Raw genomic sequence first — 16,646 nt, forward strand, 5'->3', positions numbered from 1 at the left:
TTGCGGTACAGCCTGTCCAGCATATACTGCTACCATATTTTAGGAAAAGGTGGTATGTCTTATGTCAACTTGGTTAGATGCCAGGGCGGCGCAAAACGCCAGTTACGGAAGCTCGATTTTGGTCACGATTCCGACGTCCGGAACGCTGCAGCAGATCGGAGTGCTTGGGCTCAATCTGTCGTCAGGCACGCTCGGAAGCACCCGGGTGGAATTCAGCGGCACGGTAACGTTCCAACAGCCGACGACTCCAGCCGATGCTATGGTTACCGTTTATGTTTTTCGAGGAGCGACGTCTTCAGGCGTTCTGGTATACTCGCTCTCGGAGTCGATTCTGGCATCCGAGACGGGTCCTCGAGTCGTCAGCTTCAACGGATGCGACTTCAGTGCCCAGGTAAGCTCATCGGCGGTTTACTCGGTCTATGTCACGGCGAGCATAACCGGAATGACGCGTGTAGGCCCGGAAAGCGTGATTTTCACAGGTTATTCCAACTAGGAATAATGGCCGGGACTGAGGCTATGACCTTCCTGTGCGGTCAATAAAAAAAAGGCTTGAACCCCGGCAATGCCGCTGGGTTCAAGCTTTATTTTTTTCCCGACCGGAAAATCGACACAAGCATGTACAGAAACATGACGGCGGCAATCGTAAAGCCGATCTCCAGCACGGGGAATCGGGAAAGCAGCCCTGGCTGGCGGCCGATGGACGAGCCGATGACCAGTCCGGCCATAATGATGCTGAAGCTGAGCAGCACGATGCTGAAGCTGAGACGTCCGCTGATGCGGTCCAGCTTTTGCAGCATCCGGTCCACGTCGCGGACCGACAGCTCCAGCGGCAGCTTGCCGCGAACGAGCAGGCGTCCCAGACTGCGCAGCCGAGAGGGCAGCTCGCCGAGCAGGTCCAAATATTCGGCGGCGTAACCGGCGGCCGACTCCGCGAGCTTGCCCGGCTTCAGCCGCTCCAGCAGGAGCTTTTGGCCAAAGGGCTCCGCTACGGCGACGACGCTGAATTCGGGATCGAGCCCGGTAATGACGCCTTCCAGCGTCAATAAAGCTTTGCCCAGCAGCATAAAATCAGCCGGCATGCGAATCCGGTGGCTGTACGAAACGTGAAACAGATCCGTCACGGCTTCACCCAGGCTGATCTCACGAAATGGTACCTGGTAATACTTTTCACGCAGCCGGTCAACATCGCGCCTCAGCTCCTGCCAGTCGGCGTTGTCGGGAATCAGCCCCATCGACTCGATCGCTTTAATGACTCCGTCCGTGCTCTGACGGCGAAGCGCGATAATCAGTGAGGCAAAATGATTTTTCATGCCCGGCGTCAGCCGCCCCGTCATGCCGAAGTCGATCAGGCCAATGACGGGAGCGTTGCCGCTGCTGTCCTTGCTGCCGGAATGCTGCGAGTCGTCCTGCTGGTCAGAATTTGGCCCATCGGCGGCGATATTCGCTTTCCGGCCCCTCCGCTTGCGCGCCGCAGGCGGAGGTAGAACAAGCACATTGCCGGGGTGAGGATCAGCATGGAAATGGCCGGATATAAAAATTTGCTCCAAAATCAAGCTGGCCACCGCTTCGGCGACCTGCGCCGTATTGTAGCCGGCTTTCTCCAGCGCCGCTGCGTCATGCAGCTGGATGCCGCGCAGGAATTCCATCGTGAGCACACGGCGCGTGGACAGATCCCACCAGATGGCCGGAATCCGCACATCCTGCCGCTCCTTGAAATGATCGGCAATACGTTCCGAGCTTCTTCCTTCCAGCGTGTAGTCCAGCTCCGCCGTAAGCGAAATGGCGAGCTCTTCAACGAGCTCAACCGCTCCGTACTGTTTAGCCCAATGAAGCCGGTGCTCCGCCAGACGCGCCAGGTTCCGCAAAATCTCCAGGTCGGTCTCTACCGTCTTGCGGATTCCCGGACGCTGCACCTTGACGGCTACCTCTTCGCCGGAGCGCAGCCGGGCATAGTGCACTTGTCCGATCGAGGCAGCTGCGACCGGCTCCTGGCGGAATTCACGGAACACAGCGTCCAGCGACGCACCGAGCTCCTCCTCCAGCACGCGCTTAACCTCGTCGAACGGAACCGGAGTCACTTTGTCCTGCAGCATTTGCAGCTCCTCGATAATATCCGGAGGAAACAGATCATGCCGCGTGCTGGCGATCTGGCCCAGTTTAACAAACGTCGGCCCCAATTCCTGCAAAAAAGACCGGAGGCGTTCTCCGGTCGTCCGCGTAGGGCTATGATGCTGGCTCTCCACGCTTCGCCAATGAGGAATCAGCTTGGTCAGGCCGAGCTCCCGGACGAAATACCCGAAGCCGTTGCGCGCAAAAGCAAGCGCGATTTCGCGGTAGCGCTGCAGATGGCGCAGCCGGCGTCCAATCGTCATTCGTTCTTTCCGTGCTGTGTCCCGCCGGACTCCTCCGTGTACAGCACGGCTCCTTCGGTCGCTCCGCTGCGCGGCGGCTCGGGATGCAGGACGGGAGGGACGCCGGGACCTGCTTTTCCGGTGCCCTCGTAAGCGGCGGATTCATCCGTGCCGCCAGCCGGAGGGGGAGCGGACGCCTCGGCATGGACGGACGGTCCGTCAAGCCGGGCTTCCAGCTCGGCGATGCGCGCCTCCAGCTTGGCGAGCTCGCCGCGATGGACGAGCTCCAGCTCATCCGTAATGTCTTTGACGCGGTCGCGGATGAAGGTCTCCATCGTGCTGCGGGCTTCCTGCCCGCGCGAGATCATGCTGCTGACGAACTGCTGCGAATCGGCCTTGCTCATGTCGCTTCTGGTTGACAGCTCCTGGGCGAGCTTCTCGGCCTGCTCCTTTGTAGAGGCGGCCAGACCAAGCCCGAGGGAAAACGCTTTGTTCAAGAGGTCTTTCATGAACCGACACCTGCCTTCTTCTCCTAGTTGAAAGCTAACATTCTCAAACGACTGGCATGTACTCCTTCATTATACCCCAGCGGGCTGGGCGAATCATCCAGTCCGGCAGGCCGCCCGCTGCGGCAGCACAATCAGCGGCGCAGCCAGCGGGAAATTCCTTTCAGCCAGCCGCCGCGCCCCGGCTGCTCATCGGCTGCACCAGCCCCGGCGCCAGCGGCAGCTTCATCCGCAGCCGCCCGGCTGCCGTCGCAGGTGCCGACCGGCTCCGTGCCGGCGACGAACAGCTCCATGCGCCAGCCGCCGCAGCCGGGACCGTAGCGCAGGCCGCTGGCGGTATCAACGGCGACGCTCAGGACGCCGTCCGGCACAGTGAAAGGCCGCGCTGGACGGCCGGCAAGCGCGTGCTCCGTGAAGGCGGCGAAGATCGGCGCCGCCCGGTGCGCCTCAGCCGTCGTAATCCGGCGTCCCTTGTCGTAGCCGGTCCAGACGGCTGTCGCGAGCTCAGGCGTATAGCCGACGAGCCAGGCGTCGTCGGAGGTTGTGCCGGTTTTGCCGGCAACCGGACGATGAATCATCGCCGACACGCGGCTGCCGGTGCCGCCGGTTTCGAACACGCTTTCCATCAGGCTGGTGAGCACATAAGCATGCGCAGCCCCGGCTACGCGCGTGCGGTGCGGCTCGGCGCGGTACAGCACCTCGCCCTTGCTGTCCTCGATGCGCAAAATCGCGGTCGGCTCGGCGCGCATACCGCCTGCGGCCAGTGCGCTGAAGGCCGATGCCATTTCCAGCGGGCTGGCCGGATAGGTGCCAAGCGCCAGCGACGGCACCGGCTGCATGTCGCCGTCAAAGCCGAGCTGCCGGGCGGCATCAACGACCTTTTCCGCTCCTACTTGCATGATTGTATTGACGGCGTAGGTGTTGTCGGAGCTGGCGATTGCATCGCGCATCGAAATATCCTTGCCCGTATAACGATCGTGGTAATTGCGCGGAGAGTACGTTTTACGTCCTCCGTCATAGGAGAAAATCGTTGGTGCGCTCTTAAACGGACTCACCGGCGTCATTCCATTTTGGAGCGCGGTTAAGTACAGAATCGGCTTGAAGGAAGAGCCAGGCTGGCGGCGGGCCAGCGCGCGGTTGAACGGTCCTTTGCGGTAGTCGCGTCCGCCTACCATCGCCCGGATATACCCGGTTTCCGGCTCGATGGCGACGAGTGCGGCCTGCTGCTCCGACGTGGACGGAATGGCGGCTTTGACCGCCGCCTCCGCTTCCTTCTGCATGGCGGGATCAAGCGTGGTGTAGATGCGCACCCCGCCCTCGCTGATCAGATGCTCGTCCAGGCCAAGCTCGTCAACAGCTGTCTGCCTTACGTAATCCCGGAAATAAGGCGCGCCGTCGCCGGAGCCTGCAGGCTGGAGCGGCTTAAACGCCAGCTTCTCGGCACGGGCTGCCGCCGCTTGCTCCGGCGTAATGGCCCCGCTCGTCTGCATCGCGGCGAGAATGAGCCGCTGGCGGCGCAGGGCGTTATCCATGTTCATGTAGGGCGAGTAGTATTTTGGCCCTTTGGGAACGCCTGCAAGCATGGCGCTTTCGGCAAGCGTAAGCTCGGATGCGTGTTTGCCGTAGTACATTTTGGCCGCTTTCTCGATGCCGTAGGCTCCATGCCCATAGTAAATTTGGTTGAAGTATTGGCCCAAAATCTCTTCCTTGGACAGGTTCATCTCCAGCTGAACCGTGTAGGCCGCCTCCCGAAGCTTGCGCTTCCAGGTGCGCTCATGCGTCAAATAGAGATTGCGCGCAAGCTGCTGCGTAATCGTGCTGGCTCCTTGGCGGGCGCGGCCGCTCTCCAGATTGACAAGCGCCGCCCGCGCCATGCTGCGCAGATCAAAGCCGCCGTGCTCGTAGAAGCGCCGGTCCTCGATCGCCAGCGTAGCGTCGATCAAGTATGGGGAGATTCGCGACAGCGGCACGCTTTCCCGGCTTTGGCCGGCGTGGAACGAGTCAATGAGCCGGCCGGAGGCGTCATAGATTTGCGATACCTGCGCGGCGGAGCTGGCAGGCAGCGACTGCAGCCGCAGCGTCAGCAGCACGGCGCTCAGCAGCAGGAGCAGGAGGGAGAGCGCGGTCCCGGCCGTGAGCGCGGCGATGCGGAGAGGCCCCTTTACGCGCACGAATCGGCGAACCTTGGATAGGCGGCCTGAAGAGATACGCGCTTCGGGCATCGTTCCGGCGGAACGGCTGCGGGCAGAGGCGGGTCCGGTGCCGGGCGCTCCCTTCCGGACGGCTCCCGGCGCTGTTCGGCTGCGCAGAGACAGGCGTGACGCCCATGCAGCCTTAAGCAGCGCGTTTAAGCGGTTGATCAGCTCGGCCGCCTTGAGGCGCGGCGCGGGTCGTTTGTTCACAGGCTTTTCCTCCCGAGTATTCGACATCTTTTTCCATAGTATGGATGCTGGGAGGGGCGGTTATACGACCATTCTACAAGACATGTGAAACGAAGCGCGGCAATAGATCCGTCCGCAGGGCGGCAGCGCTCTTCTTTCTGCCTTTTCAGAGGATAAATTCCAATAAACTAAGGTACGCGCTCATGGAAGGGCTGATCTTTGGCGGAGCGTTAGCGTCATTTTAAAACTGTTGAAAATGCAGGAAGAAAGGTTTGTATTGAGGGGGGGATTTGACTATAATACAGGTTGAACCGTCGACCTTAAGGGGGCGGATTCGACAAAGACCCTTTGCCGGATCGCCTTTCGAATGGGAGAAATGTATGCGTAAGAGCCTGTCGCAGGCATCCCTGCGCTTCGAGTTCGGCCGGCCGGCAGGCCGGGGCGGTCTTCCGATGGACGGTTATTCCGTCCCCAAACCTGAAGAAGAAAGAAGGGACTCTTACCATGGAATTGTGGTACACAGAGAAGCAAACCGAGTCTTACGGCATCACGGCGAAAGTGAAAGAAACCTATGTAAACGAGCAAACGGATTTCCAGCAGCTCGCAATGATCGAGACCGAGGAGTTCGGCACGATGCTCGTGCTCGACGGCATGGTCATGACGACCGACAAGGATGAGTTCGTTTACCATGAGATGGTAGCGCATCCGGCGCTCAACACGCATCCGAACCCGGAGCAAGTGCTCGTAGTGGGCGGCGGCGACGGCGGCGTTATCCGCGAAATTCTCAAACATCCAAAAGTAAAACGCGCCGTGCTCGTCGATATCGACGGCAAGGTTATCGAATACTCCAAGAAGTATCTGCCGAACATCGCTTCCGGCCTGGACGACGCTCGCGTCGAAGTGCATGTGAACGACGGCTTTATGCATATCCACGATCATAAAAACGAGTACGACGTTATTATGGTAGACTCCACCGAGCCGGTCGGCCCAGCGGCCAACCTGTTCACGCGCGGCTTCTATCAAGGCATCTACGAGGCGCTGAAAGAAGACGGCCTGTTCGTTGCGCAAACGGACAACCCTTGGTTCAAAGCCGATCTGATCACCAGCGTTAACCGCGACGTGAAGGAAGTTTTCCCGATCGTGCGCGTGTTCTGGGCAAACGTGCCGACGTATCCGTCCGGCCTGTGGACGTTCACGATGGGCTCCAAAAAGCATGATCCGCTCGCAGTAGACGAAACGGCTATTCCGGAGCGCGAAACGAAGTACTACACGCCGCGTCTGCACAAAGCAGCGTTTGTACTGCCTAAGTTCGTCGAGGATCTGGTGAAATAATGAAAATCGACCAAAAATACTCCGGCAACGTTTTTATTCTCAGCTCCGAGAACTATGAAGCATCGCGCGCCGTTATCTACGGCATGCCGATGGACTTCACCGTGAGCTTCCGTCCCGGCTCCCGTTTTGGCCCGGCCCGTATCCGCGAGGTATCGATCGGCCTGGAAGAGTACAGCCCGTATCTGGACCGCAGCCTGGAAGAAATCGAATATTTTGATGCCGGCGACCTGCTGCTTCCGTTTGGCAACGCAGCCCGCTCACTCGACATTATCGGCGAGTTTGTAGCTGGAGTGCTGGCGGACGGCAAGATGCCGGTCGGCCTCGGCGGCGAGCATCTCGTCAGCTGGCCGATTTTCCGGGAGGTTTATAAAAAGCATCCGGATCTCGCCATCATTCACTTCGACGCGCACGCCGATCTCCGCGAGTCGTATGAAGGCGAGCCGCTGTCCCATTCCACACCGCTGCGCAAAGCGGCTGGCCTGATGGGCGGCAAAAATATTTATCAGTTCGGCATCCGTTCCGGCTCCCGTGAGGAATGGCAGTTCGCCCGCGAGAACATTAACTTCCATCCGTTCGAAGTGCTTGAGCCGCTCAAAAAAGTGCTGCCTGAGCTGGAAGGCCGTCCGGTTTACCTGACGATCGACATCGACGTGCTGGATCCTTCCGCAGCGCCGGGCACCGGCACCGCAGAAGCTGGCGGCATTACGAGCAAGGAGCTGATTGATGCCGTACATGCAATTGCCCGCTCCGGCGTGAACGTTGTCGGCTGCGATCTCGTCGAAGTAGCGCCTGCTTACGATCCTACGGAACAAACGCAGATCGTCGCTTCCAAAGTCATTCGCGAAATGCTGCTCGGCTTCATTAAATAAACCGGCCTTTTCCGTTCGGAATCGCGCTGTCGGGGCTTCTCGTGCAGCGGAAGCTTCGGCCGTTAGCACAAACCGTTGCAATAAGCGGCGCTGCTGTTAGCGGGGCAGTCTGCTAATAGCCTGGATTGCTTTAATTTATTCGGCACTGCTGAAATCCCCGACCAGCGGGAGTTCCCGCTGCACAGCCCCGTTCCTCCCGTCTGCGACGCGGGGAGCGGGGATTTTTTTGTCCGGCGATGCTTGGACCTCTACTTGTTTGGCTATACTGGCTGATAGAATACAAGGAGGTGCCTAAAGCGCTATGGGATTGCTGCCGATACATGAGCATTTGGCCGAGCTGTGGACCATCCGCGAACGCCGGCCGCTGACGAGCGAGGAACAGGCGGACTTTGAGCATTGTTTGGCGGTGAACGCCTCGCATTGCCGGCGGTTGGCCAACCTGTACAATATGTCGCTGCTCGCGTCTATGACCAACGACACCGAGTGGCATCACGAAATTTGCGGCAAAATCGAGAAGCTCGACGGAACGCCGCCCGCCTTCCGCGGTAAAAACGGACAGGTCTAGAGGACATCGCCCCTGCCAATCGCCTTTCACTCCGCTTCCCTGGACTTAACCCGCGCGAGTATCTCGGCTTGCCCAGGGTAAGTTCGAACGCCCCCTGAAAAAGCCGGTTGCCTCCTGCGAGCCTCTCATAGAGGCGGGGATTTCGGTCAGAGGGGGGCGGCGCTTTGGCGGGCCTCGACAGGACTGGTAGATGTAGCGATGCGGAAGTGCGGGCCTCGACAGGACTGATGGATGTAGCGATGCTTGAGGAGGCTGGGCCAGCCCAGAGGGTCAGCAGATGGCTCACGGCCAACGTACGGTTTAACGCAACTGAGAAGCGTTATTTCCGCTAAAATCGCCTTTTCTGAGATTTAACGCAACTGAGAAGTCTTATATGCTGGAAAAGAGAGCTTTATGGCCCTTCCAGCACTGAATAAGGCGTCTCAGTTGCGTTACGTGTCAAAAGGAATGAAAATTGGCTCAATAAGGCGTCTCAGTTGCGTTACACGCCAACAGGGATGAAAGTTTGCCCGGACAGGACGTTTATTTGCGATACATGTCAACGTTCCGCCGATCTCCGGCTGCGCCGCTTGGGAGGGATTAAGCTGGAGGATAGCAAGGTTTATTCGTTTCCGCCCATTATCGCGCCGGGCGCAACCGTGCTTGTGCTTGGAAGCATGCCTGGAGTCAAATCGCTGCAGGAGCAGCGGTACTATGCCAACGACCGCAATTATATGTGGCGCATTCTTTATGCGCTCAGCGGGCGGGAGCCCGACGATGCCTACGAAGAGAGGCTTGCTTACGCAGCCGGCATTGGAGTGGCGATGTGGGATATGATCGGCTCCTGCATCCGCCCCGGAAGCCTGGACATGAACATCCGCGATGCCGAGCCAAACGATTTGCCGGGGCTGGTGCAGCAATACCCGACGTTGCGCGCGCTTGCTTTTAATGGCGCCAAGTCGCACGCCACTTTTCAAAAACACTTCAAGGATCATTCCGCATTAGCGGGATTAGAGCTGCTGCGCTTGCCTTCCACAAGCCCGGTTCCGACTCCGGCTATGCGCAATTTGGAGGATCGTCTAACGGAGTGGGTTCGGCTTAAACCGTATTTACGCGGCCTGGAGGAGCACTAAGCTTAGCTGTGAGCAATGTACCCGGCGCCGCTTAGCGCCGCCTCTGATCTTAACCTTCGAGCTGCAGAACGGCAGCCCGAAGGTTTTTCGTCATCCGGAGAGGATCATTGAAACTTGCTGCTATCCTGTATATAGTAATGAAGATAACGATGCCCGTCGCCTGACGCTCGGGCAGAGGGGTTGCTTAAGCGATATGACACGACATAATGAAGCTTCTCCCGGCGCGAATCGCATGGGCGAGGCCGGGCTGCCGGACAATTCCGTTCCGCCGGAGCAGGCTGAGGGCCGCCGCGCAACGCCGCCGCAAGAGGGCAAACGCGACGTCATTATTACCGTGCACAGCACACAGGACGGACGCCGCTCGCCTGCCGCGCAGCATCGCGGAGAGCTTATCCAAAAAGGAAAAACGACGTTTCTCCGTTACGAGGAACAGGACGAGCTGCACGGCGGGGTGCGAACGACGCTTCGCTGGAACGGCGAGGAGCTGTCGCTTATTCGCCGGGGAGGGCTGGAGTCGGAGCAGACGTTTGCGGCCGGTCAATCCCGAGGAGGCAGGTATTCTTCGCCTCATCTCGCCTTTCCCATGGTGACGGAGACGGAGGAGCTGTCGGCGACGGCGACGGGCGGAACGCTGCTGCCGCTGACGCTAGCGTGGACGTACCGGCTGCGCATTGAAGACCAGTTAAGCGGCCGCTTTCAATTGCGGCTTACGATACAGGAGGCTAATCACTCATGAGTCAGAATGTTTTGGAGCAAGTATATACGGCGATCCGCGAAGGTATTGCCGACGCTGTTGTCGCCGCAGGGCTGGCAGCTCGCGAGGAGCTGCCGGTTTTTGTGCTGGAAGTGCCGCGCGACAAATCGCATGGCGATTTGGCGACAAATGCCGCGATGCAGCTGACAAAGCTCGCCCGCAAAAACCCGCGCCAAATTGCTGAGGCCATCTTGGAAAATCTGGACAAGGAGAAAGCGTCCATTCTGTCTGCAGATATTGCCGGACCGGGCTTTATCAACTTCCGTCTGGACCGCGCTTATCTGTATCCGGTCGTCGGTCAGGTTCAGGCCGCAGGAGAAAAGTACGGCCGCGGTGAAAACACCGGCAAACGCGTTGAGGTTGAGTTTGTCAGCGCCAATCCGACAGGCAATCTGCATCTGGGCCATGCGCGCGGAGCGGCTGTCGGCGACGCGCTCTGCAACGTGCTTGATTTTGCGGGCAACGAAGTGACGCGTGAATACTACATTAATGATGCCGGAGCACAGGTGAACAATCTGGCAAAGTCTATTGAGGCGCGCTACCGCCAGCAGCTTGGACAGCAAGCAGAGCTGCCGGAGGACGGTTATCACGGCGAGGATATCGTCGGTTTTGCGCGCGAGCTTGCGGCCGAGCGCGGCGATGCCCTGCTTTCCATGAGCGACGAGGAGCGATTTGCTTTCTTCAAAGCGTACGGCCTGGAGCGCGAGCTTGGAAAAATTAAACGCGACCTGGAGCGTTTCCGCGTTCCATTCGATCTGTGGTACAGCGAAACATCCCTTTACGAAAAGGGTCTTGTCACACAAGCGCTTGACGCCCTGCGCGAAAAGGGTCAGGTGTACGAGGAGGAAGGCGCGACCTGGCTCAATACAACCGCCTACGGAGACGATAAAAACCGCGTTCTGATTAAGAACGACGGCTCTTATACGTATCTGACGCCAGACATCGCCTATCACCGCGACAAGTACGGACGCGGCTACGACACGATGATCAATATTTGGGGCGCTGACCACCATGGCTACATTCCGCGTATGAAGGCAGCGATGGAAGCTCTCGGCAACGATCCGGACAAGCTTGTTGTCCTCATCGCGCAGATGGTCAGCCTGTTCCAGAACGGCGAAAAGGTTAAAATGTCCAAACGCACCGGCAAAGCGGTGACGATGGAAGATCTGATGGATGAAGTCGGCGTTGATGCGATTCGTTATTTCTTCACGATGCGCAGCATGGACTCTCATCTGGACTTTGATATGGATTTGGCCGTATCCACATCCAACGAAAATCCGGTTTATTATGTACAGTACGCTCATGCCCGCATTTGCAGCATTTTGCGCCAGGCTGCGGAGCAGGGCGTCAGTCTGCCGTCGCTAGAACAGACGGAGCTGTCCCGCCTAAACACCGAGCACGAATTCGACCTTCTGCTCAAGCTTGCGGAGTTCCCGCAGGAGATCCGCCAGGCGGCGGAGCAGCATGCGCCGCACCGTCTTGTCCGTTATGTATACGAGCTGGCTTCCCAGCTGCACAGCTACTACCGCGCCGAGCGCGCCATCACCGAGGATGCGGCTCAAACAGGCGCTCGTCTGGCGCTGCTGGACGCGGTGCGCACCGTCATCGCTAATGCGCTGCGCCTGATCGGAGTATCCGCGCCGGAACGCATGTAAGCAATACCATTCGCAAAAAAGCCGCCGAGGCTCAGAGCTCGGCGGCTTTCATCATTTTGGGAACGTCAAGCTCCCCGGGAGCTTTGCTGTCCTTGGCCCCGCGCAACGGGATCATAGACCGCTTCAAAATCGCTTTAATATCGGAGGGAGTAAGCTCGGGCTTCTGGGCCAGCAGCAAAGCGACAGCTCCGCTGACATGGGAGGTTGCCATCGAGGTGCCGCTCATCTCATGATACTTGCCCTTCAGCCAAGCGGAATGAATCCGGTCGCCGGGCGCATAAATGTCGATGTACGGTCCGCGGTTGCTGAAGGCGGCGATGCGCCTTAACCGGTTCGTCGCGCCGACGGATATCGTCTGCGGATAACGAGCGGGATAATCGACAGAGCGCCTGCGGCTGTCGTTGCCGGAGGAGGCAATAATGATGACCCCGGCATTGGTGGCATTGATGCAGGCGGTATGCAGAGCTTTGCTGCGCGATCTCATGCCAAAGCTCATATTAATGATGTTCATCCCGCTGCGCACGCACCACTCGATTCCGAGAATGATGTCGGACACATAAGCGCTGCCATGCTGATCAAACGCTTTAACGGGGTATACAATCGATCTCGGAGCAACGCCGATCATGCCGGAGGGCTGGTTGGCTGCCGCAATAGTGCCGGCAATATGAGTCCCGTGCCCGTTATCGTCATGAGGCGGCTGGGTGCGGTCAATCAGATTGATGCCGCGGCCGAGCGAAGATTTTAAATCGGGATGTGAATGATCTACGCCGGTGTCGATGACGCCGATTTTGACGCGATGGCCGGTCGTCCGGTTCCATGCCAATGGTGCGCGGATCTGCTGCACGCCCCAGGGGAGCCCTTTTTCGGGCATCGCTTTGGGCAGTCCTGCGGCATTCATATGAATCAAGCTGTCATGTTCCAACGTAACGCTGTCCGGAAGCTGCGGCAGAGCCGCTTTTGCGGGCAGCAGCAGGCTAATCGACTGGACGAGAGGAAGCGGAGTGAGCATCTCCCGGGGAAACGAGATTTCCTTGCAGGAATGGAGGACGGAGTAATAATCATCGCGGTGGCGAAAACAAAGCATGAGCCGCCTTGCCGGAGCGCCGGCGCAGGCAGGAAGGTGGCGCAGCCAGCGGAGCAGTTGATCCAAGTGATGTCCCTCCTGACGGACAATGCTTGGATAGTGTATGAGGGTGCAGTCCTTGCCCGAATGAGCAACTTGCCCGTTTTACAACAATTTGGGCCGCGACTCGTGTCAATCGCCCTGTTGGCTTCATACAATGAACCAAGAGTCGAAGGGCTCTTTGCAAGCTGGGCAATGCCGCCTCAGGGGGCATTCAACCGGAAGGATACAGTCAGGAGCGAAGGGGGGACCCTTCGTTCTTCCTTTTTTCGGGGCGGAATTAAAAGCTGAAACACGAATAGACACCGAATTTCTACTGCTATTTCGGTACCGATTTGGAAGAATTCAAAGGTCCGCAGTGATAAGAGGACAAGCCTTCGGCGCAGCAGACAGCTTATACTTGGCTTTCCGAGGCTGCCGGACTGCCGAATCGCCTTGATTTTTTGAAGCAAATAGGTTTTACTATAGGTTGACTGTGGACATGATGGAATAAAGACTAGCGTACGATTATCCGAGAGGATGTGTCTGGATTAGATGAGCACGACGAATCTTTCCCAAAAGTTCGATGCGGAGCGCCTGCGCGAAATGCCGATGGTCGATCTGGCATTTGAGGTGCTGAAGGCGGCTAATACGCCTTTCTACTACCGCGATTTGATGAAAGAGATTGCCAAATACCGCGGGCTGACGGATGGCGAAGTAAACAATGTCATTGCCCAGGTTTATACGGAGATTAATATCGACGGCCGTTTCGCCTGCGTCGGCAGCAACACGTGGGGGCTTAAGCGCTGGTATCCGGTTGAGAAAAACGAAGACCCGATCAGCAATGCAAAACGTCCGCGCATCATCAACGATGATGACGACCTGGAAGACGAGGAAGTCTTTGAGGGTGAAGAGGACGAGAACTATACCGAGAGCGAAGAAGACTTCGATCTGTTCGATGAGGATCGCGAGTTCGACGAGAGCGAGGAAGAAGACGCTGCTGTTGACGAGTCCATCGAGGAAGAGGATGCTGAGGCGGAAGAGTCTGACGACGACGAGGAAGACTTCGACGACGAGGAAGAAGACGAAGACGACGATTCCGACGAAGAAGAAAAATAATACTCTGGCTTTGAGCTGCATGAAGCTCATCGGCGGGAGGCGCTTCCGGTTTAGTGGCCGGAGAGCGCCTTTTTTCTCTGCTCGGGCTTAATGCTTGTCCTTGACACGGCATCAGCCGTGAAGTACACTATTGCATGGGCTTTTTGGAGCGAAAAGTGATTTTTAATCAGCTCAAGGCTGCAGGCGCATGGATCCGGCAAGTGGATGCCGATGCGGGCAGTCTGCATATTGCATGGGTGATTGAAGAAAGTGCCCCCTTATACGGGTGACACTTTTTTTGTTTTTTATAAGGGGCTATGCCATGATTCCCGGCTGGCCTGGGCAACCTTTAACTAACATAGAAATATGGAGGGTACTAAACAGTGACGAAATATATCTTTGTAACGGGTGGAGTGGTATCGTCTCTCGGTAAAGGCATTACCGCAGCCTCGCTCGGCAGGCTGCTCAAGAACCGGGGCCTGAAGGTAACGATCCAGAAATTCGATCCGTACATCAACGTCGATCCGGGAACGATGAGCCCGTATCAGCATGGCGAAGTATTTGTTACGGACGACGGAGCGGAAACGGATCTCGATCTGGGCCACTACGAACGTTTTATCGACATCAATTTGTCCAAGAACAGCAACGTAACGACTGGTAAAGTGTACTCTTCCGTTATTACCAAAGAGCGCCGCGGCGAATACCTTGGCGGCACGGTTCAAGTCATCCCCCATATTACAAATGAAATTAAAGAGCGTGTGTTCCGCGCCGGACGCGAAGCGGGCTCGGACGTCGTGATTACCGAGATCGGCGGCACGGTTGGAGACATCGAAAGCTTGCCGTTCCTGGAAGCGATCCGCCAAATCAAGAGCGACATCGGACGCGACAACGTCATGTACGTGCATGTTACGCTCATTCCATACATTAAAGCCGCTGGTGAAGTGAAAACAAAGCCAACGCAGCATAGCGTTAAAGAGCTGCGCAGCATCGGCATTCAGCCGAACGTCATTGTTTGCCGTACGGAAAAGAAAATCTCCGAAGATATGAAGCGCAAAATCGGGCTGTTCTGCGATATCGATCCGAACGGCGTCGTAGAATGCCTCGATGCTTCAACGCTGTACGAGGTGCCGCTTATGCTCCAAGAGGAAGGGCTGGACGAGTATGTCGTCAACCACCTCAAGCTGAGCGCTCCGCAGCCGGACATGACAGAGTGGAAACAGCTCGTCGATCGTGTGAAAAACCTGAAGCGCAAGACGGAAATTGCCATTGTGGGCAAATACGTCGCGCTGCATGATGCGTACCTCAGCATTGTTGAGTCCTTGGCCCATGCGGGCATCGAGGCGGATTCCGAAGTGAACATCCGCTGGGTGGACGCTGAGGAGCTGACGGACGACAATGCAGCCGAGCAGCTGGGCGGCGTGAACGGCATTCTGGTGCCGGGCGGCTTCGGAGACCGCGGAATTGAAGGCAAAGTAGCGGCTATCCGTTATGCGCGCGAGCAGCGCGTTCCTTTCTTCGGTATTTGCCTTGGCATGCAGGTAGCGGTTATTGAGTATGCCCGCAACGTAGTTGGACTGGAAGGCGCGAACAGCTCGGAAATCAATCCGACTACCCCGTACCCGGTTATTGACCTGCTTCCGGAGCAAAAGGATATTGAGGATCTTGGCGGCACGATGCGCCTTGGCCTGTACCCTTGCAAAGTTGTGGCCGGCTCGTTGGCCGAGCGTGAATACAACGACGAGCTCGTATACGAGCGTCATCGCCACCGGTATGAGTTTAACAACGAATACCGCGAGCAGGTGGAAAAAGCCGGTCTGCGCATTTCCGGTACGTCGCCGGACGGACGCCTGGTTGAAATGGTGGAGCTGCCGGATCACCCTTGGTTCCTGGCCGTTCAATTCCATCCGGAATTCACTTCCCGTCCGAACCGCCCGCAGGCGCTGTTCCGCGGTTTCGTGAATGCCTCTCTGCACGTGGCAGAGTAATAAGCGCTTATTGCTTTATGCAGGATAGATTCTTACTAAATAGCCGCTCATCTTCCTTTTAAGGATATGGGCGGCTTTTTTGCATGTTTAAGAAGGAGATGAGCAGGCAAGGGCGAATATACAGGATTAGTAAATCCGGATCTAAAATGGAAATATGTACCACGATTTTCTGCACAGGCTTTCCTCCTCGTTTAGAGGAGGGTTAAGCTCAGTTGAACAGCATGCAATTTACGGGAGGTAGACAAGTTTGGACAAAAAAAAGGTGCTCATCGTAGATGACCAGAACGGTATCCGTGTGCTCCTGATGGAGGTATTTACAAGCGAAGGGTACACCACCTTCCAGGCCTCGAACGGCAAGCTGGCTTTGGAAATTGTCCGAAGCGAAAGCCCGGATCTTGTTCTGCTGGATATGAAAATTCCCGGCATGGACGGCCTTGAAATCCTCAAACATGTCAAAGCGATTGACCGCAGCATCAAGGTTATTATGATGACGGCTTACGGAGAGCTCGACATGATTAAAGAAGCGACCGATCTGGGCGCTGTGATGCACTTCACAAAGCCGTTTGATATCGACGAAATGCGTCTAGCCGTCAACATGCAGCTGCGCCGCGACGGAGAGAACAATAGCAAGTACGCCATCGGGTCCTGATTGCAGGACCTTTTTTTGTTCCCGGGCTTCCGGTTTCGTGGCTGCTGAGGCAGTACGGCAGGGATTTTCTTTTGTATTACGGGAAATAATGGCGATTGGTTCGAGGGGGCGGGCCGAGTACACATGTCTTCTTCATGTGTGTTATAATAGCCCAGAATGACCCGCATCTTTTCCTTCAGCGAAGTCTGCGGCCCGTCGGCCGGCAGTCTTCTTCCTAATGAATCAGGATAATGAGCGCGCGCCCCTTCTCATGGACTGCGGCGCGCGCTGCGTTATTTTCAGCTGCA

At 57.3% G+C, this 16,646-nt stretch carries 14 protein-coding genes; 10 read left to right on the forward strand and 4 right to left on the reverse strand.

Annotated elements, in window-relative coordinates; genetic code table 11:
- The first annotated feature begins 61 nt into the window (after window positions 1-61).
- The gene (locus M3223_RS19395) at window positions 62-493 is read left to right on the forward strand and encodes a hypothetical protein (RefSeq protein WP_251564648.1); all 432 of its coding nucleotides are present in this window, start codon (window positions 62-64) and stop codon (window positions 491-493) included.
- 88 nt (window positions 494-581) lie between these two features.
- On the opposite strand, the gene M3223_RS19400 is transcribed toward M3223_RS19395, so the two are convergent.
- The 3 genes from M3223_RS19400 to M3223_RS19410 form a co-directional block, all read right to left on the reverse strand.
- Window positions 582-2,372 carry an ABC1 kinase family protein gene (locus M3223_RS19400; RefSeq protein WP_251564650.1) on the reverse strand — a complete coding sequence of 597 codons (1,791 nt, stop codon included), beginning with the start codon at window positions 2,370-2,372 and terminating at the stop codon, window positions 582-584.
- Window positions 2,369-2,860, reverse strand: coding sequence for a phasin family protein (locus tag M3223_RS19405; RefSeq protein ID WP_251564652.1), 492 nt, complete (start codon window positions 2,858-2,860; stop codon window positions 2,369-2,371). Before M3223_RS19405 ends, M3223_RS19400 begins: the two co-directional genes overlap by 4 nt.
- Before the next feature lie 131 nt (window positions 2,861-2,991).
- Window positions 2,992-5,079: a transglycosylase domain-containing protein gene (locus M3223_RS19410; protein WP_285891372.1), complete on the reverse strand. Its 2,088-nt coding sequence runs from the start codon at window positions 5,077-5,079 to the stop codon at window positions 2,992-2,994.
- A 663-nt stretch (window positions 5,080-5,742) separates the two neighbouring features.
- Between M3223_RS19410 and speE the strand changes: the two genes are divergently transcribed.
- The 6 genes from speE (at window position 5,743) to argS (ending at window position 11,525) form a co-directional block, all read left to right on the forward strand.
- Complete coding sequence (gene speE, locus M3223_RS19415; protein ID WP_251564656.1) at window positions 5,743-6,570, forward strand: polyamine aminopropyltransferase; 828 nt, start codon at window positions 5,743-5,745, stop codon at window positions 6,568-6,570.
- Entirely contained in the window at window positions 6,570-7,439 is an 870-nt protein-coding gene (gene speB / locus M3223_RS19420; RefSeq protein ID WP_251564659.1) for an agmatinase, read from the forward strand. The genes speE and speB overlap by 1 nt, the downstream gene beginning before the upstream one ends.
- A 301-nt stretch (window positions 7,440-7,740) precedes the next feature.
- Window positions 7,741-8,004 (forward strand): DUF7667 family protein, encoded by a 264-nt coding sequence (locus M3223_RS19425; protein ID WP_251564661.1) that lies wholly within the window; start codon window positions 7,741-7,743, stop codon window positions 8,002-8,004.
- Between the two features lie 569 nt (window positions 8,005-8,573).
- Window positions 8,574-9,116, forward strand: coding sequence for a DNA-deoxyinosine glycosylase (locus M3223_RS19430; protein WP_251564663.1), 543 nt, complete (start codon window positions 8,574-8,576; stop codon window positions 9,114-9,116).
- A gap of 193 nt (window positions 9,117-9,309) precedes the next feature.
- On the forward strand, window positions 9,310-9,852 hold the full coding sequence (locus M3223_RS19435) for a DUF1934 domain-containing protein (protein ID WP_251564665.1): 543 nt from the start codon (window positions 9,310-9,312) through the stop codon (window positions 9,850-9,852).
- Window positions 9,849-11,525 (forward strand): arginine--tRNA ligase, encoded by a 1,677-nt coding sequence (argS, locus tag M3223_RS19440; RefSeq protein WP_251564667.1) that lies wholly within the window; start codon window positions 9,849-9,851, stop codon window positions 11,523-11,525. Before M3223_RS19435 ends, argS begins: the two co-directional genes overlap by 4 nt.
- Window positions 11,526-11,556: 31 nt before the next feature.
- On the opposite strand, the gene M3223_RS19445 is transcribed toward argS, so the two are convergent.
- Window positions 11,557-12,675 carry a S8 family peptidase gene (locus tag M3223_RS19445; protein WP_251564669.1) on the reverse strand — a complete coding sequence of 373 codons (1,119 nt, stop codon included), beginning with the start codon at window positions 12,673-12,675 and terminating at the stop codon, window positions 11,557-11,559.
- Window positions 12,676-13,182: 507 nt separating this feature from the next.
- On the opposite strand from M3223_RS19445, the gene rpoE reads away from it, so the two are divergent.
- The 3 genes from rpoE (at window position 13,183) to M3223_RS19460 (ending at window position 16,359) form a co-directional block, all read left to right on the forward strand.
- On the forward strand, window positions 13,183-13,746 hold the full coding sequence (gene rpoE, locus M3223_RS19450; RefSeq protein ID WP_251564671.1) for a DNA-directed RNA polymerase subunit delta: 564 nt from the start codon (window positions 13,183-13,185) through the stop codon (window positions 13,744-13,746).
- Window positions 13,747-14,108: 362 nt separating this feature from the next.
- The gene (locus tag M3223_RS19455; protein WP_251564672.1) at window positions 14,109-15,710 is read left to right on the forward strand and encodes a CTP synthase; all 1,602 of its coding nucleotides are present in this window, start codon (window positions 14,109-14,111) and stop codon (window positions 15,708-15,710) included.
- A gap of 247 nt (window positions 15,711-15,957) precedes the next feature.
- Window positions 15,958-16,359 (forward strand): response regulator, encoded by a 402-nt coding sequence (locus M3223_RS19460; RefSeq protein ID WP_285891366.1) that lies wholly within the window; start codon window positions 15,958-15,960, stop codon window positions 16,357-16,359.
- Window positions 16,360-16,646 lie beyond the last annotated feature (287 nt).

It is taken from the genome of Paenibacillus pasadenensis, from assembly GCF_023715725.1.
GTDB lineage: Bacteria > Bacillota > Bacilli > Paenibacillales > Paenibacillaceae > Paenibacillus_O > Paenibacillus_O pasadenensis_A.